Genomic DNA, 23,306 nt, shown 5'->3' with positions numbered 1-23,306 from the left:
GTATCTTCTACTAGATCATAAATGAAGTCGAAGTCAATCACAGCTTCCACTTGGCGCAGGAAATGATCTGCAGGCACAAGCTGGTCAAGGGTATAGAAACCGTACTGATTGCGGTTGTAATCAGGGTTTTCTTTGTGTAGCATAGGAGAACCTCATAAGTCCTTTTTCTTATATTATACTCCTAAATACGAAGAAAAGCCCTTAGAAAATCAATTCTAAGGACTTTGTCTTCAGTCTGAAAGGTCCACTGGACCTTTCAGATTGAAGAAAAAATCCATTTTGGACAATGTTCTTCAATCTTTTTTCTTTATGTTGAAAATAAAAAACTCTCAGAAATGCCGAAATATCAATGTTTCTAAGAGTTTAATGACTTGCTATCTTTTGCAAACTTCTTCAATTTTTTATATTTTTAGGAGTTTGTCTACGTTCTGAAAGGTCCACTGGACCTTTTTATTTATCCGGGGTGAGAATCATTGGGATAATGATTGGTTCACGTTCTGTTTTTTCATATAGGAATGGTCGGAGGGCGTTGACAATTGCACCGTTGACCGTTTGGATGCTTGCGTCCTTATTGCGCATGGCGATTCGTATGGCATCAAATAGAATTCGTTGGCTTTCACGGATAAGATCTCCTGATTCACGCATATAGATGAATCCTCGACTAAGGATATCTGGACCAGCAAGAATCATTTTCGACTTGAAGTCGACCGTTGCAACAGCGAGAACGACACCGTCTTCAGAGAGATCGCGTCTATCTTTAAGAACAGCTGCACCGATTTCGCCAATTCGATTGCCATCAACGTAAATGTCCTGGGCGTTGAATTGACCGGCTATGCGAGCTGAATCTTTTGTAAGTGCAAGGACATCACCATTTTCCATGATGAAGATGTTTTCTTTAGGAACGCCAGTATCAACAGCTAAACCAGCATGGATTTTTTGCATACGGTATTCGCCATGAACAGGCATGAAGTATTTTGGTTTGATGAGGCGGAGCATGAGTTTTTGCTCTTGTTGGCCACCGTGTCCAGAGGTATGGATGTTGTTAATCTTACCGTGGATAACATCTACACCTGCTTCAATCAGAATATTGATTAATTTGTTAACCCCTGTGGTATTTCCCGGAATAGGACTGGACGAGAAGATAACAGTATCACCTGGTTGAAGTTGGACTTGTCTGTGGGTACCATGAGCAATTCGAGAAAGTGCAGCCATAGGTTCACCTTGACTACCTGTACATAGAATCAAGACTTCATTAGCTGGATATTCTTTTATTTCATTTGGTTCGATAAAGGTATCTTTAGGGACCTTTATATAGCCTAATTCAATACCATTTACAATTGCTTTCTCCATTGAACGGCCAAAAACTGCAATTTTTCGACCTGTTTTTACTGCTGCATCGGCTGCTTGTTGAAGGCGGAAAATGTTGGAGGCGAATGATGCAAAGATAATACGACCATGAATGCCTTCAATCAATTTCATAATGGATTGACCAACAACTTTTTCGGAGTTAGTAAAGGTTGGAACCTCTGCGTTAGTTGAATCGGATAAAAGACAGAGGACGCCTTCTTCACCGAGCGCAGCCATGCGGTGCAAGTCAGCTGGTTCTCCAACGGGAGTGAAGTCAAATTTAAAGTCACCGGTGCAGACAATTTTACCTTGGGGCGTGTCTACGACGATTCCAAGTGGTTCTGGAATTGAGTGAGTTGTTCGGAAAAAACTAACTTTTAAGTGTTTGAAGGTAAGCTCTGTTTTATGGTTAATCTCATGGAGAGTAGCATCACGAAGCAGGCCATGTTCTTCCAATTTACCGCGTATCAAAGATAGTGCTAGCGGACCCGCATAGATAGGTACGTTCGCTTGTTTGAGTAAGAATGGAATTCCTCCAATATGATCTTCGTGACCGTGTGTGATGACTAGACCTTTGACACGGTCTAGATTTTCAACGATATAGGAGTAGTCTGGGATGACATAGTCAATACCTAACAGATCGTCTTCAGGAAATTTAATACCTGCGTCGACAATCAAAATTTCATCTTGGTATTCAATACCATAGGTATTTTTTCCGATTTCTCCCAAACCACCGATGGCAAAGACGCCAACTTCTTGGGGTTTTAGATTTATTGCTGACATGGATTAGAACTCCGTAATACTAAAATCAGCATGCTCCTTCTCATATTGGAGGTGCTTTTCGGATAGAAGTTCGATGAATTCGATATTGTATTGTGGGTATGTTTTTTCTACTAGCTCACGCGCAATAATACGACCTTGTAATTCGCTTTCTGCTTCAACTTCCATGTAAAGTGAGCGTGTCTGTTCGCGACGAGGACTCACTTTTGACTCTTGATAAAAAACTTTATAAATCATATGTTATACATATTCCTTTCTGCTTTGACTGCAACCTACGAAAAAAGACCCAAATAGTTTTCTATTTGTTGCTTGGTATTCAGTTTTCTAGAGTTGTTGATTTCGACAGTCTAAATAATTCTCCTTATTATATCATAAAGTTAGGACTTGGTAAATGGAAGTGTTAGGAAAATGAAAATTAGGTGAGAACCTGGGCGGTATTTTCTGAAATTATCATGAATCACAAATATAACATTGTAAGTTGACAAAAATATAAATGTTTATTATGATAAATCTAATAATATTATGTGATGGTTCACTGAGAGGAGGTAGACCATGGGGACAGCACCAGAGGTAGGGTTAGGTCAATTTTATCGAGAACTTCGTCGTTCTCGTTTGGTCAAGCAAAAGGATGTCGTCAGAGGAGATTTTACAGCAGTCCAGCTATCACGTTTTGAATCGGGCAAGTCCATGTTAGCTGCGGACAAGTTGATTGTGGCAGTTGAGGGAATCAACATTAGTTCATGAATCGCCCACCATATCGACGAGGATATTCAATATGATCAAGTGGTAGAGTTGAAAAAAGAAGAATGACTGACGGGGAAATCATACCCCAGTCTTTTCATTATTTGAAAAAAAGGTCAAGATGGCTTACAATAGAGAGTAGCATTGAAATACTCTTCGAAAATCAAAATCAGACGTTGTTGACTTGATTTGATGAGTGAAAGGCTCCAGTGGAGCCTTTCAGCCTGTTACCTTGAAACAAAATAGTAACAGGGTTCTATCTGCTAAGTAGAAACGAACTACGTTCGCTCTATCTCCAACCTCCAAAGGTTCCCCAAACCTTTGGAGCTAGTCTGATTTTGATTTTCATTGAGTATAAGGAAAGAGGAGAAGATGAAAATACTAGCTTTAGATAGCTCCAATCAGGCTTTATCAGTTGCCTTGGTGGAGGACGGTCGTTTGCAGGCGGAAACCCTGTTGGCTGTCAAGAAAAATCATAGTATCAGCCTCATGCCTGTGGTCGATTTTTTGGTAGAACAGGTGGGATGGACGCCCAAAGACTTGGATAGGATCGTGGTCGCTCAAGGACCGGGCTCCTACACGGGTCTGCGGGTGGCGGTGGCGACTGCCAAGACCTTGGCCTACACCCTCAAGATCGACTTGGTGGGGCTATCTAGTCTTCAGTCTCTGGTTCCTCCTAGCCTGACGGGTCTGGTGGTTCCCCTCATCGATGCCCGCCGTAACTGCGTCTATGCAGGTGTTTATGAAAATGGCAGAGCAGTCGAGCCAGACCGCTACTGGTCTTTTGAAGACTTACTTTCTAGCCTGGCTGGTAAGGAAAATATCACCTTTGTTGGAGAAGTAGAAAACTTTATGGAGCAAATCGAGCAAGCTCTGCCAGCTGCCCATTACCAGACCAGTCTGCCGTCTGCCTATCAGCTGGCGGTGCTTGGTCAAGACTTGCCAGCAGTTGATGTCACTAGCTTTGAGCCCAACTATCTCAAGCGGGTAGAGGCAGAAGAAAACTGGCTCAAGGACAACCAAGCTGACTCAGAAAGTTATATCAAACGTGTATGATAGAGATTAAACACTACGATGGTCAGGAAAATCTGGCAGAGTCTATTTTGGCAGTTATGCAGTCGGTCTATGAGCAATCTCCATGGACTCTGGAACAGATTGCCTCCAGTATGGATAGTCAGGATGAGGATTATTATCTGGCCTATGAGGGTCAGGAATTAGTCGGATTTTTGGCTGTGCAGACGGTGCTGGATGAGATGGAAATCTTGCAGATTGCTGTCAAGGCTGATTTTCAGAGGATGGGAATCGCCAGTCAACTGATGGCTGCTGTGATGGACTGGGATGGGGATATCTTCCTCGAAGTGAGGGAGTCCAACAGTGCAGCTCAGGACCTCTATACACGCCAGCATTTTACCCAAATAGGAAAACGAAAAGACTACTACCGCCATCCTGTCGAGGACGCGGTGATGATGAAGAGAGAACGTGATGAAAGATAGATTGATTTTGGCGATTGAGACCTCCTGTGACGAGACCTCGGTGGCTGTTTTGCGAAATGATGCGGAGCTTTTGTCCAATGTTATTGCCAGCCAGATTGCCAGCCACCAGCGGTTTGGCGGGGTGGTGCCTGAAGTGGCCAGCCGTCACCATGTGGAAGTGATAACGGCTTGTATCGAGGAGGCTTTGTTGGAGGCAGAGGTGACGGCAGAGGACCTGACGGCTGTGGCTGTGACCTATGGGCCTGGCTTGGTCGGTGCCTTGCTAGTCGGGATTTCGGCTGCCAAGGCCTTTGCTTGGGCTAATGGCTTGCCGCTCATTCCTGTCAATCACATGGCAGGGCATTTGATGGCGGCACGTGCGGTCAAGGAATTGGAGTTTCCGCTCTTGGCTCTCTTGGTCAGCGGTGGGCACACGGAGTTGGTCTATGTGTCAGAAGCGGGCGACTACAAGATTGTCGGTGAAACGCGAGATGATGCGGTCGGAGAGGCCTATGATAAGGTAGGGCGGGTCATGGGTCTGCCCTATCCAGCTGGTCGTGTCATCGATGAGTTGGCACATGAGGGTCAGGACATTTATGATTTCCCTCGTGCTATGATTAAGGAGGATAATTTGGAGTTTTCTTTTTCTGGACTCAAATCCGCCTTTATCAACCTCTACCACAATGCCCAGCAGAAAGGGGAAACCTTGTCCAATGTGGACCTGTCAGCCTCATTTCAAGCCTGTGTCTTAGATATTCTAATGGCTAAGACCAAGAAAGCCTTGGAAAAATACCCTGTTAAGACCTTGGTCGTGGCGGGCGGTGTGGCAGCTAATCAGGGCTTACGAGAGCGGTTGGCAGCTGAAATCACCGATGTAGAGGTCATCATTCCCCCGCTTCGACTCTGCGGTGACAATGCAGGTATGATTGCCTTGGCAGCCGTTAGTGAATATAACAAAGAAAATACTGCTGGCTGGGACCTCAATGCCAAGCCTAGTCTTGCTTTTGAGAATTTGTAAGAAAGATGGGTCGCGAAAGCGGCTTTTTCTATTGACGGTGGGGGACAAGTCCTCTATACTAGAGTGATATAATACTCTTCGAAAATCAAAACCAGACGTTGTTGACTTGATTTGATGAGTGAAAGGCTCCAGTGGAGTCTTTCAGCCTGTTACCTTGAAACAAAATAGTAACAGGGTTCTATCTGCTAAGTAGAAATGAACTACGTTCGCTCTATCTCCAACCTCCAAAGGTTCCCCAAACCTTTGGAGCTAGTCTGATTTTGAATTTCATTGAGTATAACTTGCTATTCAAAGGAGAGAAGATGAAAAAAGAGGATTTTCGTGAAGGCTTGCGGGATGCTATTCCCACAGCTCTGGGCTATGCTAGTATTGGCCTAGCCTGCGGTGTCGTATCGGTTAATTCCGGCATTTCTGCGGTGGAAATGGGGCTGATGAGCCTTTTGGTCTATGCAGGAAGTGCCCAATTTGTCATGTGTGCCATGATTTTAGCTGGGGCTCCCTTGGTGTCCATTGCGGTGACGGTTTTCTTTGTCAACCTGCGGAATTTTCTCCTGTGCCTGCATACGACGACCATTTTTCAGGGCAACAGTCTGGGCTCCAATATCTTGATTGGCTCATTTTTAACGGATGAATCCTATGCGGTTCTCTTGCGGAAACACATTGAGGAAAAGCAGATTGCCCCTAGCTGGATGTACGGCAACAACTTTGCGAGCTACGCTTCTTGGGTTACATTTACGACTCTAGGCAATCTGATTGGTGGTCTTATTCCAAATCCTGAGCAATTTGGGTTGGACTTTGCCTTGGTCGCTATGTTCGTCGGGATTTTCTCAGGGCAACTAGAGGTGATGGCTCGGACTATTCCTTTGAAAAAAATCGGCTTGATTTTGCTGGCGGTTGGTCTAGCCTATGTCGGCCTGTCTGTGCTAGTGTCGTCTTATGTGGCTGTGCTCTTGGCGACGATTTTGGGTTGTTTTGTGGGGGTGATGATTGATGATAAAAACTAGTATTCTATTGATTATTCTAGCAGCGGCCCTAGTGACTTGGGTGCCACGTGTTTTGCCTTTTGTACTGACACAGAACAAATCCCTGCCTCCAAAGTTGGTGAAATTCCTCAGCTTTTTGCCAATCACAATCATTTTTGCATTGACCCTTTCCAGTATTATGGATGAGAAAGTTGGCTCCTTGCCAAGTATTCTCCCGGTAGAAAGTCTAGCTATTCTTCCGACATTTTTTGTAGTCTTGAAAACAAAAAATATTCTCTTAGCAGTTTTGGTTGGGGTTGTTACAACCGCGGCATTACGTTTGATATTTTAGGAGGGGTTTATGGTAAAGGAAAATGCCAAAGGTGTCGGACTTTGTTTCCTTTTGGCTTTGGTGGGTCAGTGGTTAGGTCAGTTGTTTCCCCTTGTTGGTGGACCGGTCTTCTCCCTTCTAATCGGGATGGGTCTGTATCCCTATTTTTCAAGTAAAAATGCATTTCAGTCAGGCTTAACCTTTACTTCCAAGAAAGTTTTACAGTATGCTGTGATTTGTTTGGGATTTGGGTTAAACTTATCAGCGGTATTGGCTGTTGGACGTCAATCTCTTCCAATTATTCTTTCCACTATCAGTTTCGCTTTGTTTTTGGCCTTCTTGATGTGGAAATGGCTACCGATTTCATCTCATCTGGCGACCTTGATTGGCGTAGGGACCTCTATCTGTGGTGGCTCTGCCATTGCGGCGACAGCTCCTATTATTAAGGCGGATGATGAGGATGTAGCACAAGCAATCTCCGTCATCTTTCTCTTTAATGTCTTGGCGGCCTTGGTTTTTCCGACTTTGGCAACCTGGCTTGGGTTTTCGACCGATTCGGGTCAGGCCTTTGGGATGTTCGCCGGAACGGCGGTCAATGACACCTCGTCGGTCACCGCAACGGCGGCTACTTGGGATAGCCTTTATGGCCTAGGCAGTCAGACCTTGGACACGGCAGTGACCGTCAAGTTGACGCGGACTCTGGCTATTATCCCGATTACAACGGTTTTAGCAATTTGGCAAACCCGAGGAAAGGGTCTCAAGGCAGACAAGAAGTCCCTCCTGACAGGTTTTCCGACTTTTATTTTGTATTTTATCCTAGCCAGTCTGGTGACAACAATTGCAGGTCATTTTGGAGTGGGAACAGCGGTTTTTACTCCACTTAAAAGCCTGTCCAAGTTTCTTATTTGTATGGCCATGGCTGCTATTGGTTTGCGGACTAATGTGTTGGCCTTGGTAAAAAATGGCAGAGCTGCTCTTCTGGTCGGCCTTGCTTGTTGGTTGGGAGTGACTGTGCTGACACTGGTTTGGCAGGGGATGCTTGGGGTTTGGTAGAAATAAATTTTTCATAAAAACTTATATTTTTATCCTGAGACTTTTGATAATGTAAGGGAAAATAAGGATACATCCACGCAAGTATGTAAAAGTCGCGAAAATATTGTTGAAAAATGCATGTAGCTTGAAAAAGATTATATGCGTTTTTTCATGCCTATGGCGTGACTAAAAGCTAATTAAGGTAGATTATTTTAAAGCAGTTGTGCTATAATGAACTTTTATGAAATTATGAAAAAGAGGTAATATGAAAAAGAAATTACTTGTTGCCCTTATCCTAACCTTCATAAGCCTCCTGCTTTGGGGGATTGGAAAGCTGTATATCGCATATAATCTCTCTCACTACGCAGGGTACTATGTCCAACAGTTGCCTCGGAAAGAAGGGACGAATCCAGAATTAGTAATCATTTTAACTCATCTGGACAGTATTGAAAGACCTTCGACTAATAAATTATCCTACGATCTTGATGGAAATGGCGCAGTTTTATTGGACAAGTCATTAATATTAAGTCAAAGAATAGATATTCATCTTTGGAATCATACTGAGAATAAGAAATATGTTTTCAACAAAGTAGGTAGTTTTTCTTATTATTACACTGATGATATCGACAATACAAATTCTGACGCGCAATATCAAAAAGAGGCGGAATTACTCCTCGATAAAATCCTACCTCCTATCCTAGAAGCGCAACCTAAACCTAAAATCAACCTTCAAAAACTATTTAACTACAAATACTACAAACAGTTTAATGAATAAGCTATCTATGAAAAAGAAATTACTTGTTGCCCTTATCCTAATCCTCATAAGCCTCCTGCTTTTGGGGATTGGAAAGCTGTATATCGCATATAATCTCTCTCACTATGCAGGGTACTATGTCCAGCACATGCCTCGGAAGGAGGGGACCAATCCTGAGTTGGTCATCATTTTAACTCATTTGGACAGTATTGAAAGACCTTCGACCAATAAATTATCCTATGACCTTGATGGGAATGGCGCAGTTTTATTGGATAAATCTTTGGTGTTAGCCTACGGGACAGATTTCTTACTCTGGAATAGTACTAAGAATGAAAATTATCATTTTGATATGACTGGAAAATTTTCTTATTATTACACTAATGATATTGATAACAAAAAATATGATTCACAATATCAAAAAGAGGCGGAATTACTTCTCAATAAAATCCTGCCCCCTATCTTAGAAGTACAACCTAAACCTAAAATTAGCCTTCAAAAACTATTTAACGACAAATACTACAAACAGTTTAATGAATAAGCTATCTATGAAAAAGAAAATACTTGTTGCCCTTATCCTAACCTTCATAAGCCTCCTGCTTTGGGGGATTGGAAAGCTGTATATCGCATATAATCTCTCTCACTACGCAGGGTACTATGTCCAACAGTTGCCTCGGAAAGAAGGGACGAATCCAGAATTAGTAATCATTTTAACTCATCTGGACAGTATTGAAAGACCTTCGACTAATAAATTATCCTACGATCTTGATGGAAATGGCGCAGTTTTATTGGATAAATCTTTGGTGTTAGCCTACGGGACAGATTTCTTACTCTGGAATAGTACTAAAAATGAAAATTATCATTTTGATATGACTGGAAAATTTTCTTATTATTACACTAATGATATTGATAACAAAAAATATGATTCACAATATCAAAAAGAGGCGAAATTATTTCTCGATAAAATCTTGCCCTCTATCTTAGAAGCGCAACCTAAACCTAAAATCAACCTTCAAAAACTATTTAACGAGAAATACTACAAACAGTTTAATTAAGAATTATACAGTTAAACGAATTGTGAAATGAGAGTGATTTGTTCACAAGACGAAGGTAAAGCCGTTAGAGTTCGATTTCTAATGGCTTTTCATATGCAAAGTAAAAGAGATAGGAATGCTGGCTAATGAACAGAGGGAGAGTTGAAATGTTGTACAAAGAAAATCTAGACTATTAATCGCAGGTCACTTTGGACTGGGGACGGATTTTTTTGGCCCGCTCAAAACCCTGTCCAAATTTCTCATTTGTATGGCCATGGCTACTATTGGTTTGCGGACAAATGTCTTTTCTTTGATGAAAAATGGCAGAGCTACACTTCTGGTCGGACTAGTTTGCTGGCTGGGCGTGACTGTGCTGACACTGGTTTGGCAGGCAATCTTGGGAATTTGGTGAAGAAATTAAAAAAATCCTAGTCGATACTAGGATTTTTTGGTTTATATAGACTGGTTTATTACTTGAGTTACGCATAAATATAGTCATTTGAATTAACTTTGATACATCGTCGCTTTCGGCTTGCCGTACTCTAGTACTGTCTGCCCTCAGTTCCTTGTCTGAAAGCTAATTCATTTGACTATAGTAACTGGAAAAGAATTTGCGTTTGTAATGATTGCTAGATTTAGATATCAGAATAGGCAAGTCCAAGCGAAGCAGCAACGGCTTGGTTGGTTACTTTGCCACGATAGATGTTTAGACCTGTTCGTAGGGCTGTGCTGTCAGCGATAGCTTGCTCTGCTCCCTTATTGGCTAATTCGAGAGCGTAAGGAAGGGTGGCATTTGTGAGTGCCTGAGTGGATGTACGAGCAACAGCACCAGGCATGTTGGCAACCGCATAGTGAACAACTCCATCTACTAGGTAGGTTGGATTGTCATGTGTGGTGACACGGTCGGCTGTTTCAATGATGCCACCTTGGTCTACGGCGACATCGATGATGACAGAGCCAGGTTTCATACTCGCAACCATTTCCTTGGTCACTAATTTTGGTGCGCGTGCTCCAGGGATAAGGACTGCCCCAATCAGTAGATCAGCCTCTTTTACACTTTCAGTAATATTGAATGTATTGGACATGAGAGTTTGAACCTTGCCATCGAATTGGGCGTCTAGTTCAGCCAGGCGTTTTGGATTGATATCTAAAATCGTCACTCTTGCGCCTAGACCGACAGCCATTTGCGCAGCGTTGATACCGACATTTCCGCCACCGATGATAACCACATGGCCTTTTTTGACCCCAGGAACACCACCTAGTAGAATACCTGAACCACCTTCAATCTTGGTAAGGAATTGTGCCCCTAATTGTGTTGCCATGCGACCAGCAACCTCGCTCATAGGATTTAGAAGAGGAAGTGTCCCATGGTCAACAACTGTTTCATAGCCGATGGCAATCACATCACCGTTTATCAAAGCTTGAGTCAATTCTGGTGCAGGAGCCAGGTGGAGATAGGTAAAGAGTAACAGGCCTGAACGAAAGAATGTGTATTCACTTTCTAGTGGTTCTTTAACCTTGAGCACCATGTCGGCTGCCCAGGTTTCTTCGGCAGTATTTTTGAGAATGGCACCTTGTGCTTCATATTCTGCATCACTATAACCAGATCCAAGACCTGCTCCTTTTTCTACCCAAACTTCGTGACCTGCTTGTGTAAAGCTAAGGACACCTGCTGGTGTGATTCCAACACGGTTTTCATTGTTTTTAATCTCTTTAGGAATACCAATAATCATAACAAATATTCTCCTTTAATAAATGTAGTATTCTTATACTTTATCATAAAAGCGCTTTCTTGGAAAGGCTAGACCTAGATACTCCATAAAAATAGTTATAGTTATCCCTTCAATCTAAAGGTCTGCGGAGCTTTTTTCAATAAAATCCAGTAACCGATACTGACATAGGCAATCATGGCCAGCGAAATGAGTAGGATGTACAAGTGACTGCCTAAATCCAGCTTGATATTGAGATAGGCTACCCAGTAGAGAACGCCACTGAGAAATTTATAGACTGGGTTGACAACCTCCATGTCCTTGGTAAAGGGTTGGAGGATATAGTAGATAAAGAGGTCGTGGAAGGAAAATAGGGCTGTTAGACTCAGCAGGAGCAGAGCAGTTAGGAGATAGGTTTCAATAGGTAGCTGCGCTCTAGTAAAGATGATGAGGGACAATAATAGAGACCCAGAGAAGGCAGAATTTAATTTTACAGTTTGCAGAAAACGATAATGAAAGCCTGCAATAATGGTCTTTGCTTCGCGGTAAAATGGATAGTGGAGCATGGAAATATCGCAATTAACAAAGACCATCTGTGCGACAGCCTTACCCATGGAGGCGGTATACATGACCATGAAAGCAAAAGGCAGTCCCTCGATGTAGTTGGCATTGCTTATTTCTATATCCTCTTTTGAAAACCAACGAATTCCTTCAATAAAAAGGACAATAGCCAAAAGACAACCCAAGCGAAAATGCAGTTTTTTCGTAAGGATGGAGCGGTAGCGGTCAAATAGCAGAGCGTTTAGGTAGGTCATGCCAGACAGGTGGGACAGGTCCTTTCCTGTTTCCGCATTGAGTTTTGCCTGCATCTGCAAACCTTGTCGGGTGTACTCGTTTCCCTTGGTCATCTCAAAAATCTTCTTATCCATCTGCAAGGACTGGTCCATGCAATAATAGAGATAGTCCAGATGATTGGTCTGTTGTTTCAAATAACGATAACCAAACCAAATCAGCAAGACCTGACAGACAAGGACAGGCAGTAAAAAGATGGGAGACAGATGATTGCGGAAAAAGATAAGACTGGCAATAGCTGCTAGACCAGTACCCAAGATAACCCAGGATTGCCAAGAATTACGGCGGGATAGAATCCGTCGATTAAAAAACCAGCGGTTGAGAGCCTGACCAGTAAAAACTCCTGTCGGAATGGTCAGTAATCCTAGAGGCAGATAGAGCCAATTTCCTGATAGGCTAGAAAAAATCAGCAGGGCAGGCAGGTAGGACAGACTGGTGATAATGGGCTCTACAAAGAGTTGACTATGGAGAAAACTAGACTGGGAAAGACCGAAATTTCGCATGAATTCCCGCTCGGGCTTGGCGATAAAAGGCTCAAATCCCTTGCCAAATCGATAGGTGTAGCCAACAAAGACCATCCACATGGAAAAGCCTAGAAGCCAAGTATCTGACGGGATTTGCCAAAAGTCCAGCTGATTGTTGGATAGGAGTTTGATCCAGAAGGCAGCAATGCAAGAATAAATGGTTAACCAAATTCCTTTGACCAGGAAGCGACTGGGGATGGATAAGATGAGCAGGACCAAAAAGAGACCAGACTTAAAACTATAAGACTTGAAAATACTTTCTGGGATGCTCTTTCCCACAAGTGGCAGTTTCCGTAGATAGTAGAAAAATCCGTTGACGGAGCGATGGAGGGCATACTTTTCCCGATACCAAAAATAACGTAGAATGGTTTTCATAAGCTCCTCCTAATCTGCTGTCAGTAGCTGAACAATCTCTTGTTCAAAGTCAGGGTCGTGGAGTTTGTCACTCGGAACTGCTTGCAATTCTTGGTGATGGAGCAAAACAATCTCGTCACAGAGATCCTGAGCCAGCTGCAAAATGTGGGTGGAAAATATAATGACGGAATCCTTCTTAGCTTCCCGAATTAGTTGCTTGAACTCGTGGGCAGCCACAGGGTCAAAGGAAGTCAGAGGTTCATCTAAGAGCAGGACAGGAGGCTGGACAATCAAAGACAGGAGCAACTGGACCTTGTTCTGCATACCGTGGGAAAAGTCCTTGAGTAGACGGTGCTGGTCTTCTTCTCCGATACCGACCAAGTTTAGCCATGCTTCTGGACTACGAGGAGATTTGAGCTTATCCTTGTGAATATCCATATAGAAACGGACAAACTCATAGGCCGTCATAAAGGCAGGTAGCTGCGGATAGGTCTGGGTAAATCCGATGTCCGTATTGTCGTAGTCAATCAGTTCTTCCCTCTCTACAAACTGGATACTGCCACTGTTTAGTGTCAGATTTCGAGCAATACAGTTAAACAAGGTTGTCTTACCAGCACCATTTCGCCCCAGCAAACCATAAATCTTCCCCTTTTCAAAGGTAAAAGAAGCATCTTCAAGAATGATTTTATAATCAAATTTTTTTGATATGGAGGAAAGTTTCAGTTGCATAGCTAAACTCCTTTTGTAACATTGTTGTGGTTTTATCATACAACAATAAACAAAAAAATTCAAGCAAAATTTGCTTGAATTTATAGAGAAGATAGGGAATATTTTTGTTGGCCATTCTTGTCAAAGTTGGCATCCTCTAACCAGCTTTCTAGTCTTTGTTTACGGGAGTTCCATTCTTTGTCTACTATAGAAAACCAATCCGTATCACGATTCCTTTCCTTATAGACCAAAGCTTGTCGAAATGTGCCTTCATACGTAAAGCCCAATCGTAGTGCGGCCCGGCGTGATGGACCATTTAAATGATCACACTTCCATTCATATCTGCGATAGCCTAGGTTCTCAAAAATATAGGACATAAGCAAGTAGTGAGCCTCCGTTGCTTGTCGTGTTTTTTGGAGTTGAGGAGAAAAGAGGACCCATCCCACTTCAATGACACGATTTTTAGAATCCATGCGCATCAGTGCAAATGTTCCGATGGCTTGATTGGTAGATTGGTCAATGATAGCAAGATAATAAGGATCGGCTGAGTCCAACATTTGTTGGAAATATGATTGAAAACTTGTATAGTCTTTAAAGGGATCAATAGATAAATAGGTCCAATCAGCTTGCTTGGCAGTAGGACCATAGAATTGATAGATTGCATTGGCGTGATCTGGTCTGAGTTTTTCCAAGCGAACGGTTTTTCCTTGGAGAACGTCAATAGTAGGGAGACTACCAGCTTGATGGTGAGGTAGTGGTGCGCCGATTTCTTGATTAAATGAATTAATAGGCATAGCTTCTCCTTTAGGTTGAGCTTGAAGAGTGATTTCTAATAATGCAAACTTCCTGCCACCCAGCCAGTTGCTAGACAGTAGGTAATGTTAAAGCCACCTGTGTGGGCGTTGATGTCCAAGACCTCACCAGCAAAGTGGAGGCCAGGGATTTTCTTACTTTCCAAGGTTTTGGGATTGATTTCCTTGAGGTCAACGCCACCCTTGGTCACAAAGGACTTGGCTAAGGACATCTTGCCCGTAATCTTAATCGGCAGGGCTTTGAGCAGGGAGACCAGATCAGTCAGGTCCTTTTGGGAAACTTGTTTGACCTTGCTATCATAGTTTTCAGCGAAAAAGTCTGCAAGGCGGTCTGGCAGGAGCTCTCTAAGGGCATTCTTGACGGATTTTTCTCTGTTCTTTTCTAAATGCTCAAACAAGTCTTGGTCAGAATGGGTCGGCAGAGCATCGAGAAATGCGGTTTCGCCGCCTTTGACAAAACTGGACAAGCGAAGAGCAGCGGGTCCCGACAGGCCAAAGTGGGTAAAGAGCAGGTCGTGGGTGATGACGTGCTTGCCGTAGGTCAGGGTGACGTCGTCTAGGGAAATGCCTTGGAGCTTCTTGTGGGGGAAGTCAGTCAGAACGGGGCTTTCAGCGGCCTCAATCTCCGTGACTTCCAGCTTGAAGTGGCGGGCAATGTCGTGACCAAAGCCAGTCGAGCCGGTGGAAGGATAAGTCTTGCCGCCAGTGGTGACAATCAGCTGAGGAGCGGTAAAGGTTTCCTCGTTGGTCTTGACATGGAAGAGGTCGTCCATCTTGCGGACGGAAACCACCTCCGTACCTGTGCGAATGTCTACGCCGTTTTCCAGCATCTTCATCTCCAGGCACTTGATAATGGTCTGGGAGCGGTCGGTGGTTGGAAAGACACGGCCGTGGTCCTCCACTTTGAGCTTGACCCCGTTTTCCTGAAAGAAATTCATGATATCGTGGTTGTCAAATTGGGAGAAGACGCTGTATAGAAATCGGCCATTTCCAGGAATACCAGCCAGTAGGTCTTCCAGTGTGCCGTTGTTTGTCACATTGCAACGTCCGCCACCTGTGCCAGACAGTTTCTTGCCCAAACGCTTGTTTTTTTCGAGGAGTAGGGTTTTCTTGCCGTAAAAGCTGGAAGAAATCGCAGCCATCATGCCGGCTGGCCCTGCTCCGATAATAATGGTATCTACTGTATTCATGCCTTTATTGTACCACAAAACACGAGCTTTGGTGTCGGTCTTCACTTTGTAGAAAAGTGCATGTCTCTTCTTAGCGGTCCTCCTGTAAGTATCTAGAGTTTTGAGAAATAAGAAAAATACTAAATAAATTTAATAGAACGAGAAATCGTTCTCTTTTTGTTTATTTTTTACTACCCGAAAGGAAATTATTTTATGACATCAAGCTATAAAAACACACGTGCTAAACAAAGACAGTCAAGAAACATGGTTATTGTTTCTTTGATGAAAGATACTGGTTGGTCACGTTCCAAAGTCGAAGAGTCTCTCAAGAGCTTGAGCAATTCAATTTAATTAAATTTCCCGAATCAGGTGGGATGATGTTAAAAGTAGGTGAGGCAGAATAATATGGAAAATATTATTTTAATAAGTGCCGATGAATATCAAACTTCAGAAAGATTCTATGCATTGCCTAAAATACTTTTTGAGAGTGATCTTTACAAAGAAATGAGATTAGATGCCAAAGTCTTCTATGCAGTATTAAAAGATAGATTAAGTTTGTCTTTTAAAAATAATTGGATTGATGAAGATGGGTATGTGTTTTTAGTCTATTCCAATTCTAAACTGATGGATATTTTAAATTGTTCTAAGTCTACTCTGTTAATAATGAAAAAAGAATTAACACAATTTGGTTTAATTTATGAGGTTCAACAATCAACGACCAAGACTGGGAGCTTGGCAAATCGTATATATCTAGGTCAATTGAAGGATAACTTCCTTACCCAAAATAACAAAAAAGTTGAAGATTCCCATGTAGAATCTAGAGTGGTGTCAAATTTATACCAGGGGGATGTCAAAATAACACGAGGCTAGTGTCAAAATCAGCCCCTAATGATACTGAAGACAATGAGACTTATTTAAGTGAATATACTAGTTCTAGAAAGAGCTCAAAAAATTCTAAAGAATTTTCTTCGTCTATTAGAGCTGATAATATCTCATCTATTGAAAAATCCGAAAAATATATTGACCCTCAATATTATTCTCTCCTACAAGTAATTGCTGATGAATATAACGGTGAATTTTGCCAACAAGATTTATTCACTGGTGAGTTTCAAAATTATAGTCTAACTCATAAACAAAAAATGATGATAGGACAATACCTCTCTGACGGCTATATAACAAGTCGAGAAATAATTAACGTTATTGAGCGAATACCTCTGACAGTGAATCCCCTTTAGCGTACCTTCTTAAGTCCTTAGAAAATCTCAAGGAAGAAAGAAGACTTGAAGCTAAAATCCTTGCTCATAGAAAAGCTGAAATGGCTTTTTCCGAATAGTAGGAAATCAAATAGATGGGTACTAGGTATTGTAGCAGTTTACCTTTTCTATATTTAGATACTCGAACTCGAGGAGATTAATAAGACATGAAATTAAGACAATTAATAGTCGGTAAAATTGAATATTTAGAACAACAGAACAAAAGATTTGATAACTTCCGTGTGTATAGGTTTTTTTCTATTTTTCCGCTTTTTCTCAATTCTTGATTTCCTAAATACGATAAACAATTAAATTGCTCAATAGTGTTCATCATATTTAGAAAATATAATTTTAAAAATAAGGAATTCTAAAATCAATAAAAGTAAATCAATGGTAACCTTATAATTAGTATTGGGTAAAGATAGGAAAACATAGACAATAATAGCTGGTTACATTTATTTAAAAAAGACTTGACAAGAATGGTTTACAATAGTAAACTTATCTCAAGCATTTACGTTTACACATGTAGACAATAAGGGGGAAAAGAGAATGAGTACAATAGTAGTTAGCCCTCATATCACAGATACTGAATGGGAAGTTATGCGTGTAGTCTGGGCGAATGGTCGAGTGACTAGTAAAGAAGTCATCTCCATATTGAAAGAAAAAATGGACTGGAAACAAGCCACTATCAAAACGCTCTTAGGTCGACTGGTTGAAAAAGGCGTACTAAATACAGAGAAAGAAGGTAGAAAATTTATTTATACTGCCAATATTGAAGAGAAAGAAGCCGTAGGAAAGTATACAGACGATATTTTCAACCGTATTTGTCGAAAGAATGTCGGGAATGCAGTAGGGAGTATCATTGAAAATCATGTCTTAAGCTTTGATGATATCCAGCGACTAGAAGAAATATTAGAAATGAAAAAAGCTTTCGCAGTAGAAGAAGTGGATTGTCAGTGTACAGAAGGGCAATGCGATTGCCATTTACATCATCATGGAGAATAAGGAGCGAAAATGAATATTATCAAATGAATAGAATATCATCTTTTAGAAACGAAGAAACGAAGAAACAAAAAAAAAAATGGAAGAAAGACTAAAAGATCTAGACCAATAAGCAATAGCAGATAAAACATATGCTTTACAGCACAAGGAGTGGGAAGAAATGTCTGATAACAAAGAAATTAATTTCTATAATATTCCGATAGTTGATTATTTATTCTCAATCGGAGAACCAATTGAGAAGCAGTCTGGAAGCTATTATCAACACAAAAAGCATGATAGTTTAAAGATTTATTTTTTTAAATTCAGGAGGAAAAAAATGAAACAGAATAAAAAATGGATAGGAACTATTTTACTGTCATCTGCCTTATTACTTGGAGCATGTGGCAGTGACGAGATAAATGAATCTACTGGAACAGATACAAATCAAACGACAACCGAAGAAACATCTTCAGAAAGTGGTGATCACGGCGGCATGGTGCACGATGAATCTGGTGAAATCCCAGCAGGTTTGGAAGAAGCTGAAAATCCTACCTACAATGTGGGGGAGACGGCAACAATCACAGACGGGCACATGGAAGGCATGGAGGGGGCAGAAGCCACGATTGTGGGCGCTTTTGACACTGTAGCCTACGAGGTATCCTATGATCCTACGAATGGCGGCCCGCGCGAAGAGAATCACAAATGGGTAATTCACCAGGAGATTGCGGATGCAGGAGAGGAACCTTTCGAACCAGGAGACGAGGTAACCTTGGAAGCCAACCACACGGAAGGCATGGAAGGCGCAACGGCTACGATTGACGATGCTAAAAGCACCACAGTATACGTGATTGACTACCAGCCAACCACGGGTGGAGAGGAAGTCAAGAACCATAAATGGGTAACCGACTCGGAGCTTTCTGCTGAGTAAGAAACAGGGATGTATCTAAAAAAGAACTATTGACGTGATTTGTTTACCTGAATAGGTTGCGAGCATACAAAGGAATACAATCGTAAACTAACGTAAGATTTAGATTCGACCTATCGAATTGGGCTTTCGATGAAACAAATTCTAAATTTATGATAAAGAATGTCTTTGAAGAACAACGAATTTTTTGTTCTTAACTAAGGATTAAAAAGCTTGACAATTATAGTTTATTACTGTAATCTATAATTATTAAGCAGATTACAGTTGTAGTCAAAATGAAAAAAGAAGGAATGAGATTAAATGACAATAAAAATAGCTATTAATGGGTTTGGTCGTATTGGACGCTTAGCATTTCGCCGTATTAAAGAGTTGAGGGACTCAGAACTACAGGTTGTTGCAGTAAATGATTTAACAAATAATGAGGATTTAGCCTACTCTTTAAAATACGATACTGCATATGGGATTTTCCCTTATGATATCGAGGTAAGAGGCGATTCAATTCTGGTTGATGGCAAAGAAGTTAAAACATTCGAAGAAAAGGATGCCAAAAAACTACCATGGTCCGATTTGGACATTGATATCGTTTTGGAATGTACAGGCTTCTACACAACTAATGAAAAAGCACAGGCACACATAGACGCTGGAGCTAAAAAAGTAATTATTTCAGCACCAACTAAAGATGAAGAAACGAAAGTCGTTGTCTTTGGTGTCAACCAAGAAATTTTGAGTCCAAGTGACAAAATTATTTCCGCCGCTTCCTGTACGACAAACGGTTTAGCCTTAATGACAAAAGTATTAGTGGACGAGTTTGGGATTCAACGAGGCCTGATGACAGGATCGCGTGCCTATACAGCGACACAAAACTTGCAAGATGCTCCCGGGGGACGTAAAAGTCGCGCAGGTGCTCAAAATGTTATTCCTGTTACGACTGGCGCTGACAACGCATTAGGAAAAGTCATTCCAGAGGTTAAAGGGATCATTACGGGTACCACCACACGGGTTCCTGTCATTACTGCGGGCTTTGTAGAACTGTTCTCGGTGTTGGATAGAGAGGTAACCGTTGATCAGATTAACGAAGTGATGAAGGCAGCCGCGAATGATTCATATGGGTACACTGAGGATGAAATTGTTTCCTCCGATGTCGTGGGGACTACACATGGATCCGTTTTTGATGCAACGTTAACAGAAGTATTAGATGCAAATGGGGGACAATTGGTTAAAACAGTTGCTTGGTACGATAACGAATATGGCTTTGTAAGCAATATGATCCGTCTTGTAGAACACTTTTCGAAGTTGGTTTAACTCCTTATTCATCTGATTCCTGGTATCTATATGGAAGGTGCGTGTATCATCTAAAGGTAGATAGGTATTTTTAATGCTTTATATGAGACGCAATAAAAATTCCTTGACAGCCATAGTTTACGAGTGTAGACTGCGGTTGTAGGTTACTTTTGTAAACGCAAAAGGGAAGTGAGAAATAATGGTGATGAATATCCAAATTAAAATTAGTAGAAGATGCTCAAGGGTCTAAAGCACCCATTGCTCGAATGGCCGATATCATTACTGGATATTTCGTACCGATTGTTATAGCATTAGATGTATCTCTCTGTTGATGGAGAACTAGCTGGAATTATCGCAGTAGCTGACACACTCAAGGAAAATAGTATGAAGGCTGCTAAAGAACTTAGAAGACGCGGTGTTGAAGTAATCATGATTACTGGAGATAACAAACGTACAGCCAAAGCGATTGCTAAGCAAGTGGGTATAGACAGTGTATTAAGTGAAGTATTACCTGAAGATAAAAAAAAGGGGAATAGAATAATGAAAAAAGAAGTCTTATTAGATGGCGTAAAATGTGCAGGTTGTGCCAATACAGTGCAAGAAAAATTTTCAGCTATTGAAGGGGTTGAATCTGTAGAGGTTGATTTAGCGACTAAAAAAGCAGTACTTGAAAGTCAAACAGAGATTGATACCGAAACGCTCAATGCTGCTTTAGCAGAAACTAACTATTCAGTATTAAGTGTATAAAGTACGAATACCATTTATTCATAGATAGTAGATAGAGATAAAATATAGAACCCTTTTCATGAGAATTATATGCAGTGTTAGATGAGAAGGTTCTAAAACTTTAAAATCAGTCTCTAATATAATAAGGAGGAATTAAAAATGAGGAATAACAAAAAACATTCGTCACATAGTCATCATAATCACGGTGACATGGATCACTCAAAACACGACCATAATGAAATGGAACATAGTCAGATGGATCACAGCAAGATGAATCATAGTGCGATGGATCACAGCAAGATGAATCATAGTCAGATGGATCACAGCAAGATGAATCATAGTGCGATGGATCACAGTGAAATGGATCATGGCGCAATGGGGGGGCATGCCCACCACCATCACGGTAGCTTTAAGGAGATTTTCTTGAAGTCACTCCCATTAGGAATTGCAATCTTACTCATTACGCCTTTGATGGATATTCAGTTGCCTTTCCAAATTATCTTTCCTTATGCAGACGTTGTAGCAGCTGTATTGGCAACAATTCTATACATTTATGGCGGAAAACCATTCTACATGGGTGCGAAGGATGAGTTTAATTCAAAAGCTCCAGGCATGATGTCCTTGATTACTTTGGGAATAACGGTTTCTTATGCCTATAGTGTTTACGCAGTGGCCGCTCGATATGTGACCGGAGAACATGTCATGGACTTCTTCTTTGAGTTTACAACGTTAATTTTAATCATGTTGTTAGGACACTGGATTGAAATGAAGGCATTGGGTGAAGCAGGGGACGCGCAAAAAGCATTGGCTGAGTTGGTGCCGAAAGATGCTCATGTTGTTTTAGAAGACGATTCGATTGAGACTCGCCCTGTGTCTGAACTTCAGATTGGAGATGTTATCCGTGTTCAAGCAGGAGAAAATGTTCCAGCTGATGGTATCATTATCCGCGGAGAATCCCGTTTAAACGAAGCGCTTGTGACTGGGGAATCGAAACCAATTGAAAAAAAACCCGGAGATGAGGTCATCGGTGGATCAACCAATGGTGGCGGAGTCCTCTATGTGGAAATAAAGCAGACGGGCGATAAGTCCTTCATTTCTCAGGTTCAGACATTAATCAGCCAAGCACAAAGCCAACCATCTCGAGCAGAGAATGTGGCTCACAAAGTAGCTGGCTGGTTGTTCTACATTGCCGTTGTAGTAGCTTTAATCGCTCTAGTAGCCTGGATGATCATTGCAGATTTACCTACAGCCGTTATCTTTACTGTGACTGCGTTAGTTATTGCCTGCCCACATGCTTTGGGTCTTGCTATTCCCTTGGTAGTATCACGTAGTACTAGTTTGGGTGCAAGTCGAGGATTACTGGTTAAAAATAGAGAAGCTTTGGAATTAACTACTAAAGCGGATGTTATGGTATTGGATAAAACAGGTACTTTAACAACTGGTGAATTTAAAGTCTTGGACGTCACTGTTTTGAGTGATAAATATTCTGAAGAAGAAATTACAGGCTTGTTGGCGGGTATAGAGGCGGGCTCCAGTCACCCGATTGCCCAATCGATTGTGAACCACGCTGAAGCGAAAGGCATTAAGTCAGTTTCCTTTGACTCCATTGAAATCGTTTCGGGAGCAGGAATAGAAGGGGAGGCGAACGGCCACCACTATCAATTAATCAGCCAAAAGGCATACGGAAAAGCATTGCGTATGGATATTCCGAAAGGCGCTACTTTAAGTATCCTTGTAGAAAATAATGAAGCAATCGGCGCTGTCGCATTGGGAGATGAACTGAAGGAAACCAGCAGAAACTTGATCGAGGTGCTGAAAAAATACGGAATTGAACCACTCATGGCTACTGGTGATAACGAGGAAGCTGCACAAGGAGTTGCAGAAGTTCTAGGTATTCAATACCAAGCCAATCAATCTCCGGAAGATAAGTACAAGCTGGTCGAGTCCATGAAAAACCAAAACAAGACGGTTATCATGGTGGGAGACGGGGTCAATGACGCACCTTCCCTTGCCTTGGCAGACGTAGGTATTGCAATCGGAGCTGGAACGCAAGTAGCTTTGGATTCTGCGGATATTATCCTTACTCAGTCTGATCCAGGGGATATTGAATCCTTTATCGAGTTAGCAAACAAGACGACACGTAAAATGAAACAAAACTTGGTATGGGGAGCAGGCTACAATTTTATCGCGATTCCAATTGCTGCAGGAATACTAGCACCAATTGGCATAACATTAAGTCCAGCAGTCGGTGCCGTCCTCATGTCCCTCTCCACTGTTATCGTTGCCATCAATGCTATGACATTGAAATTAGATCCAAAATAAAACGAAGCAGGAACGAAAAAAGCACTGGCTGGTTTGACCCCCTTCCAGAATCGGGTCAGACCAGCCAGTATGCTGTATAAGGAAAATCATAGATCGATAAATTGGCTCTTTGTCAACTGTAGGGGGTAGATGAAAAGCTAAGACCTAGAGAGGACGAAGTTCGTCCTCTCTTTCTTTATCTCTTTCTTGTTTTTAGGGGATAAGCTGAAAAGGGCTCTCCCC

The 23,306-nt window shown here is 41.7% G+C and carries 23 protein-coding genes and 4 pseudogenes; 19 read left to right on the top strand and 8 right to left on the bottom strand.

Annotation, left to right across the window (positions count from 1 at the left end):
• The 3 genes and pseudogenes from K6V48_RS10005 to K6V48_RS09995 all read right to left on the bottom strand — a co-directional run.
• Positions 1-143: pseudogene (locus tag K6V48_RS10005) on the bottom strand (IS5/IS1182 family transposase); the annotation flags it as partial.
• Positions 144-450: 307 nt separating this feature from the next.
• Entirely contained in the window at positions 451-2,130 is a 1,680-nt protein-coding gene (gene rnjA / locus K6V48_RS10000; RefSeq protein WP_024392379.1) for a ribonuclease J1, read from the bottom strand.
• A gap of 3 nt (positions 2,131-2,133) precedes the next feature.
• Positions 2,134-2,364 (bottom strand): RNA polymerase epsilon subunit, encoded by a 231-nt coding sequence (locus tag K6V48_RS09995; RefSeq protein ID WP_024392378.1) that lies wholly within the window; start codon positions 2,362-2,364, stop codon positions 2,134-2,136.
• 315 nt (positions 2,365-2,679) lie between these two features.
• Here K6V48_RS09995 and K6V48_RS09990 point away from each other — a divergent pair, with 315 nt between their 5' ends.
• The 11 genes from K6V48_RS09990 (at position 2,680) to K6V48_RS09940 (ending at position 9,880) form a co-directional block, all read left to right on the top strand.
• Positions 2,680-2,871, top strand: coding sequence for a helix-turn-helix domain-containing protein (locus K6V48_RS09990; protein ID WP_222369457.1), 192 nt, complete (start codon positions 2,680-2,682; stop codon positions 2,869-2,871).
• Positions 2,872-3,240: 369 nt separating this feature from the next.
• Positions 3,241-3,924 carry a tRNA (adenosine(37)-N6)-threonylcarbamoyltransferase complex dimerization subunit type 1 TsaB gene (tsaB, locus tag K6V48_RS09985; RefSeq protein ID WP_222369455.1) on the top strand — a complete coding sequence of 228 codons (684 nt, stop codon included), beginning with the start codon at positions 3,241-3,243 and terminating at the stop codon, positions 3,922-3,924.
• Positions 3,921-4,361 (top strand): ribosomal protein S18-alanine N-acetyltransferase, encoded by a 441-nt coding sequence (gene rimI, locus K6V48_RS09980; RefSeq protein WP_172066229.1) that lies wholly within the window; start codon positions 3,921-3,923, stop codon positions 4,359-4,361. Before tsaB ends, rimI begins: the two co-directional genes overlap by 4 nt.
• Entirely contained in the window at positions 4,351-5,358 is a 1,008-nt protein-coding gene (gene tsaD, locus K6V48_RS09975) for a tRNA (adenosine(37)-N6)-threonylcarbamoyltransferase complex transferase subunit TsaD (RefSeq protein ID WP_222369453.1), read from the top strand. The genes rimI and tsaD overlap by 11 nt, the downstream gene beginning before the upstream one ends.
• Before the next feature lie 302 nt (positions 5,359-5,660).
• The gene (locus K6V48_RS09970) at positions 5,661-6,362 is read left to right on the top strand and encodes an AzlC family ABC transporter permease (RefSeq protein WP_222369451.1); all 702 of its coding nucleotides are present in this window, start codon (positions 5,661-5,663) and stop codon (positions 6,360-6,362) included.
• Complete coding sequence (locus tag K6V48_RS09965; protein ID WP_024392372.1) at positions 6,349-6,672, top strand: AzlD domain-containing protein; 324 nt, start codon at positions 6,349-6,351, stop codon at positions 6,670-6,672. Before K6V48_RS09970 ends, K6V48_RS09965 begins: the two co-directional genes overlap by 14 nt.
• Positions 6,673-6,681: 9 nt before the next feature.
• Positions 6,682-7,704, top strand: a complete 1,023-nt coding sequence (locus K6V48_RS09960) for a YeiH family protein (protein ID WP_222369449.1) — start codon at positions 6,682-6,684, stop codon at positions 7,702-7,704.
• 244 nt (positions 7,705-7,948) lie between these two features.
• Entirely contained in the window at positions 7,949-8,458 is a 510-nt protein-coding gene (locus K6V48_RS09955) for a hypothetical protein (RefSeq protein ID WP_222369448.1), read from the top strand.
• Positions 8,459-8,465: 7 nt separating this feature from the next.
• Entirely contained in the window at positions 8,466-8,975 is a 510-nt protein-coding gene (locus K6V48_RS09950) for a hypothetical protein (protein WP_222369447.1), read from the top strand.
• Complete coding sequence (locus K6V48_RS09945) at positions 8,968-9,489, top strand: hypothetical protein (RefSeq protein WP_222369446.1); 522 nt, start codon at positions 8,968-8,970, stop codon at positions 9,487-9,489. Before K6V48_RS09950 ends, K6V48_RS09945 begins: the two co-directional genes overlap by 8 nt.
• Before the next feature lie 175 nt (positions 9,490-9,664).
• Complete coding sequence (locus K6V48_RS09940; RefSeq protein ID WP_315863161.1) at positions 9,665-9,880, top strand: putative sulfate exporter family transporter; 216 nt, start codon at positions 9,665-9,667, stop codon at positions 9,878-9,880.
• 223 nt (positions 9,881-10,103) lie between these two features.
• Here K6V48_RS09940 and ald read toward each other — a convergent pair whose 3' ends face one another.
• The 5 genes from ald to aao form a co-directional block, all read right to left on the bottom strand.
• Complete coding sequence (gene ald / locus K6V48_RS09935; protein ID WP_172039233.1) at positions 10,104-11,201, bottom strand: alanine dehydrogenase; 1,098 nt, start codon at positions 11,199-11,201, stop codon at positions 10,104-10,106.
• 101 nt (positions 11,202-11,302) lie between these two features.
• Positions 11,303-12,928 carry a hypothetical protein gene (locus K6V48_RS09930; protein WP_222369445.1) on the bottom strand — a complete coding sequence of 542 codons (1,626 nt, stop codon included), beginning with the start codon at positions 12,926-12,928 and terminating at the stop codon, positions 11,303-11,305.
• Between the two features lie 9 nt (positions 12,929-12,937).
• Positions 12,938-13,636 carry an ABC transporter ATP-binding protein gene (locus K6V48_RS09925; protein WP_222369444.1) on the bottom strand — a complete coding sequence of 233 codons (699 nt, stop codon included), beginning with the start codon at positions 13,634-13,636 and terminating at the stop codon, positions 12,938-12,940.
• 80 nt (positions 13,637-13,716) lie between these two features.
• Positions 13,717-14,409 carry a GNAT family N-acetyltransferase gene (locus tag K6V48_RS09920; RefSeq protein ID WP_222369443.1) on the bottom strand — a complete coding sequence of 231 codons (693 nt, stop codon included), beginning with the start codon at positions 14,407-14,409 and terminating at the stop codon, positions 13,717-13,719.
• Between the two features lie 35 nt (positions 14,410-14,444).
• Positions 14,445-15,617, bottom strand: a complete 1,173-nt coding sequence (gene aao / locus K6V48_RS09915; protein ID WP_172066244.1) for an aminoacetone oxidase — start codon at positions 15,615-15,617, stop codon at positions 14,445-14,447.
• A gap of 192 nt (positions 15,618-15,809) precedes the next feature.
• On the opposite strand from aao, the pseudogene K6V48_RS11910 reads away from it, so the two are divergent.
• From K6V48_RS11910 to K6V48_RS09875, 8 genes and pseudogenes are all read left to right on the top strand, one after another.
• Positions 15,810-16,000: pseudogene (locus K6V48_RS11910) on the top strand (hypothetical protein).
• 33 nt (positions 16,001-16,033) lie between these two features.
• Positions 16,034-16,929, top strand: a pseudogene (locus tag K6V48_RS12150) (replication initiator protein A); the annotation flags it as partial.
• A gap of 469 nt (positions 16,930-17,398) precedes the next feature.
• Positions 17,399-17,854 carry a CopY/TcrY family copper transport repressor gene (locus tag K6V48_RS09900; protein WP_039671262.1) on the top strand — a complete coding sequence of 152 codons (456 nt, stop codon included), beginning with the start codon at positions 17,399-17,401 and terminating at the stop codon, positions 17,852-17,854.
• Positions 17,855-18,011: 157 nt separating this feature from the next.
• Entirely contained in the window at positions 18,012-18,758 is a 747-nt protein-coding gene (locus K6V48_RS09895; protein ID WP_239604282.1) for a YdhK family protein, read from the top strand.
• Between the two features lie 297 nt (positions 18,759-19,055).
• On the top strand, positions 19,056-20,057 hold the full coding sequence (gene gap / locus K6V48_RS09890; protein WP_171989921.1) for a type I glyceraldehyde-3-phosphate dehydrogenase: 1,002 nt from the start codon (positions 19,056-19,058) through the stop codon (positions 20,055-20,057).
• 294 nt (positions 20,058-20,351) lie between these two features.
• A pseudogene (locus K6V48_RS09885) lies at positions 20,352-20,552 on the top strand (HAD family hydrolase); the annotation flags it as partial.
• Positions 20,553-20,576: 24 nt separating this feature from the next.
• Positions 20,577-20,783: a copper chaperone TcrZ gene (gene tcrZ / locus K6V48_RS09880; protein WP_002335389.1), complete on the top strand. Its 207-nt coding sequence runs from the start codon at positions 20,577-20,579 to the stop codon at positions 20,781-20,783.
• 138 nt (positions 20,784-20,921) lie between these two features.
• On the top strand, positions 20,922-23,084 hold the full coding sequence (locus tag K6V48_RS09875; RefSeq protein WP_222369442.1) for a heavy metal translocating P-type ATPase: 2,163 nt from the start codon (positions 20,922-20,924) through the stop codon (positions 23,082-23,084).
• The last annotated feature ends 222 nt before the right edge of the window (positions 23,085-23,306 follow it).

The sequence above is a fragment of the Streptococcus suis genome (genome assembly GCF_019794555.1).
Lineage (GTDB): Bacteria > Bacillota > Bacilli > Lactobacillales > Streptococcaceae > Streptococcus > Streptococcus suis_AB.
The sequence above is the reverse complement of the archived record's forward strand: the minus strand, read 5'-3'. Positions and strand labels throughout refer to the sequence as shown.

Bases quoted from the DNA above. Each gene is read 5' to 3' on its own strand.
- K6V48_RS09960 (WP_222369449.1), top strand. From the start codon at position 6,682: ATGGTAAAGGAAAATGCCAAAGGTGTCGGACTTTGTTTCCTTTTGGCT.
- aao (WP_172066244.1), bottom strand. From the start codon at position 15,617: ATGAATACAGTAGATACCATTATTATCGGAGCAGGGCCAGCCGGCATG.
- K6V48_RS09925 (WP_222369444.1), bottom strand. From the start codon at position 13,636: ATGCAACTGAAACTTTCCTCCATATCAAAAAAATTTGATTATAAAATC.
- K6V48_RS09920 (WP_222369443.1), bottom strand. From the start codon at position 14,409: ATGCCTATTAATTCATTTAATCAAGAAATCGGCGCACCACTACCTCAC.
- tsaD (WP_222369453.1), top strand. From the start codon at position 4,351: ATGAAAGATAGATTGATTTTGGCGATTGAGACCTCCTGTGACGAGACC.
- K6V48_RS09990 (WP_222369457.1), top strand. From the start codon at position 2,680: ATGGGGACAGCACCAGAGGTAGGGTTAGGTCAATTTTATCGAGAACTT.
- K6V48_RS09995 (WP_024392378.1), bottom strand. From the start codon at position 2,364: ATGATTTATAAAGTTTTTTATCAAGAGTCAAAAGTGAGTCCTCGTCGC.
- K6V48_RS09955 (WP_222369448.1), top strand. From the start codon at position 7,949: ATGAAAAAGAAATTACTTGTTGCCCTTATCCTAACCTTCATAAGCCTC.
- rnjA (WP_024392379.1), bottom strand. From the start codon at position 2,130: ATGTCAGCAATAAATCTAAAACCCCAAGAAGTTGGCGTCTTTGCCATC.
- tsaB (WP_222369455.1), top strand. From the start codon at position 3,241: ATGAAAATACTAGCTTTAGATAGCTCCAATCAGGCTTTATCAGTTGCC.
- K6V48_RS09900 (WP_039671262.1), top strand. From the start codon at position 17,399: ATGAGTACAATAGTAGTTAGCCCTCATATCACAGATACTGAATGGGAA.
- K6V48_RS09875 (WP_222369442.1), top strand. From the start codon at position 20,922: ATGAGGAATAACAAAAAACATTCGTCACATAGTCATCATAATCACGGT.
- gap (WP_171989921.1), top strand. From the start codon at position 19,056: ATGACAATAAAAATAGCTATTAATGGGTTTGGTCGTATTGGACGCTTA.
- K6V48_RS09970 (WP_222369451.1), top strand. From the start codon at position 5,661: ATGAAAAAAGAGGATTTTCGTGAAGGCTTGCGGGATGCTATTCCCACA.
- K6V48_RS09895 (WP_239604282.1), top strand. From the start codon at position 18,012: ATGTCTGATAACAAAGAAATTAATTTCTATAATATTCCGATAGTTGAT.
- K6V48_RS09965 (WP_024392372.1), top strand. From the start codon at position 6,349: ATGATAAAAACTAGTATTCTATTGATTATTCTAGCAGCGGCCCTAGTG.
- tcrZ (WP_002335389.1), top strand. From the start codon at position 20,577: ATGAAAAAAGAAGTCTTATTAGATGGCGTAAAATGTGCAGGTTGTGCC.
- K6V48_RS09930 (WP_222369445.1), bottom strand. From the start codon at position 12,928: ATGAAAACCATTCTACGTTATTTTTGGTATCGGGAAAAGTATGCCCTC.
- K6V48_RS09945 (WP_222369446.1), top strand. From the start codon at position 8,968: ATGAATAAGCTATCTATGAAAAAGAAAATACTTGTTGCCCTTATCCTA.
- ald (WP_172039233.1), bottom strand. From the start codon at position 11,201: ATGATTATTGGTATTCCTAAAGAGATTAAAAACAATGAAAACCGTGTT.
- rimI (WP_172066229.1), top strand. From the start codon at position 3,921: ATGATAGAGATTAAACACTACGATGGTCAGGAAAATCTGGCAGAGTCT.
- K6V48_RS09950 (WP_222369447.1), top strand. From the start codon at position 8,466: ATGAAAAAGAAATTACTTGTTGCCCTTATCCTAATCCTCATAAGCCTC.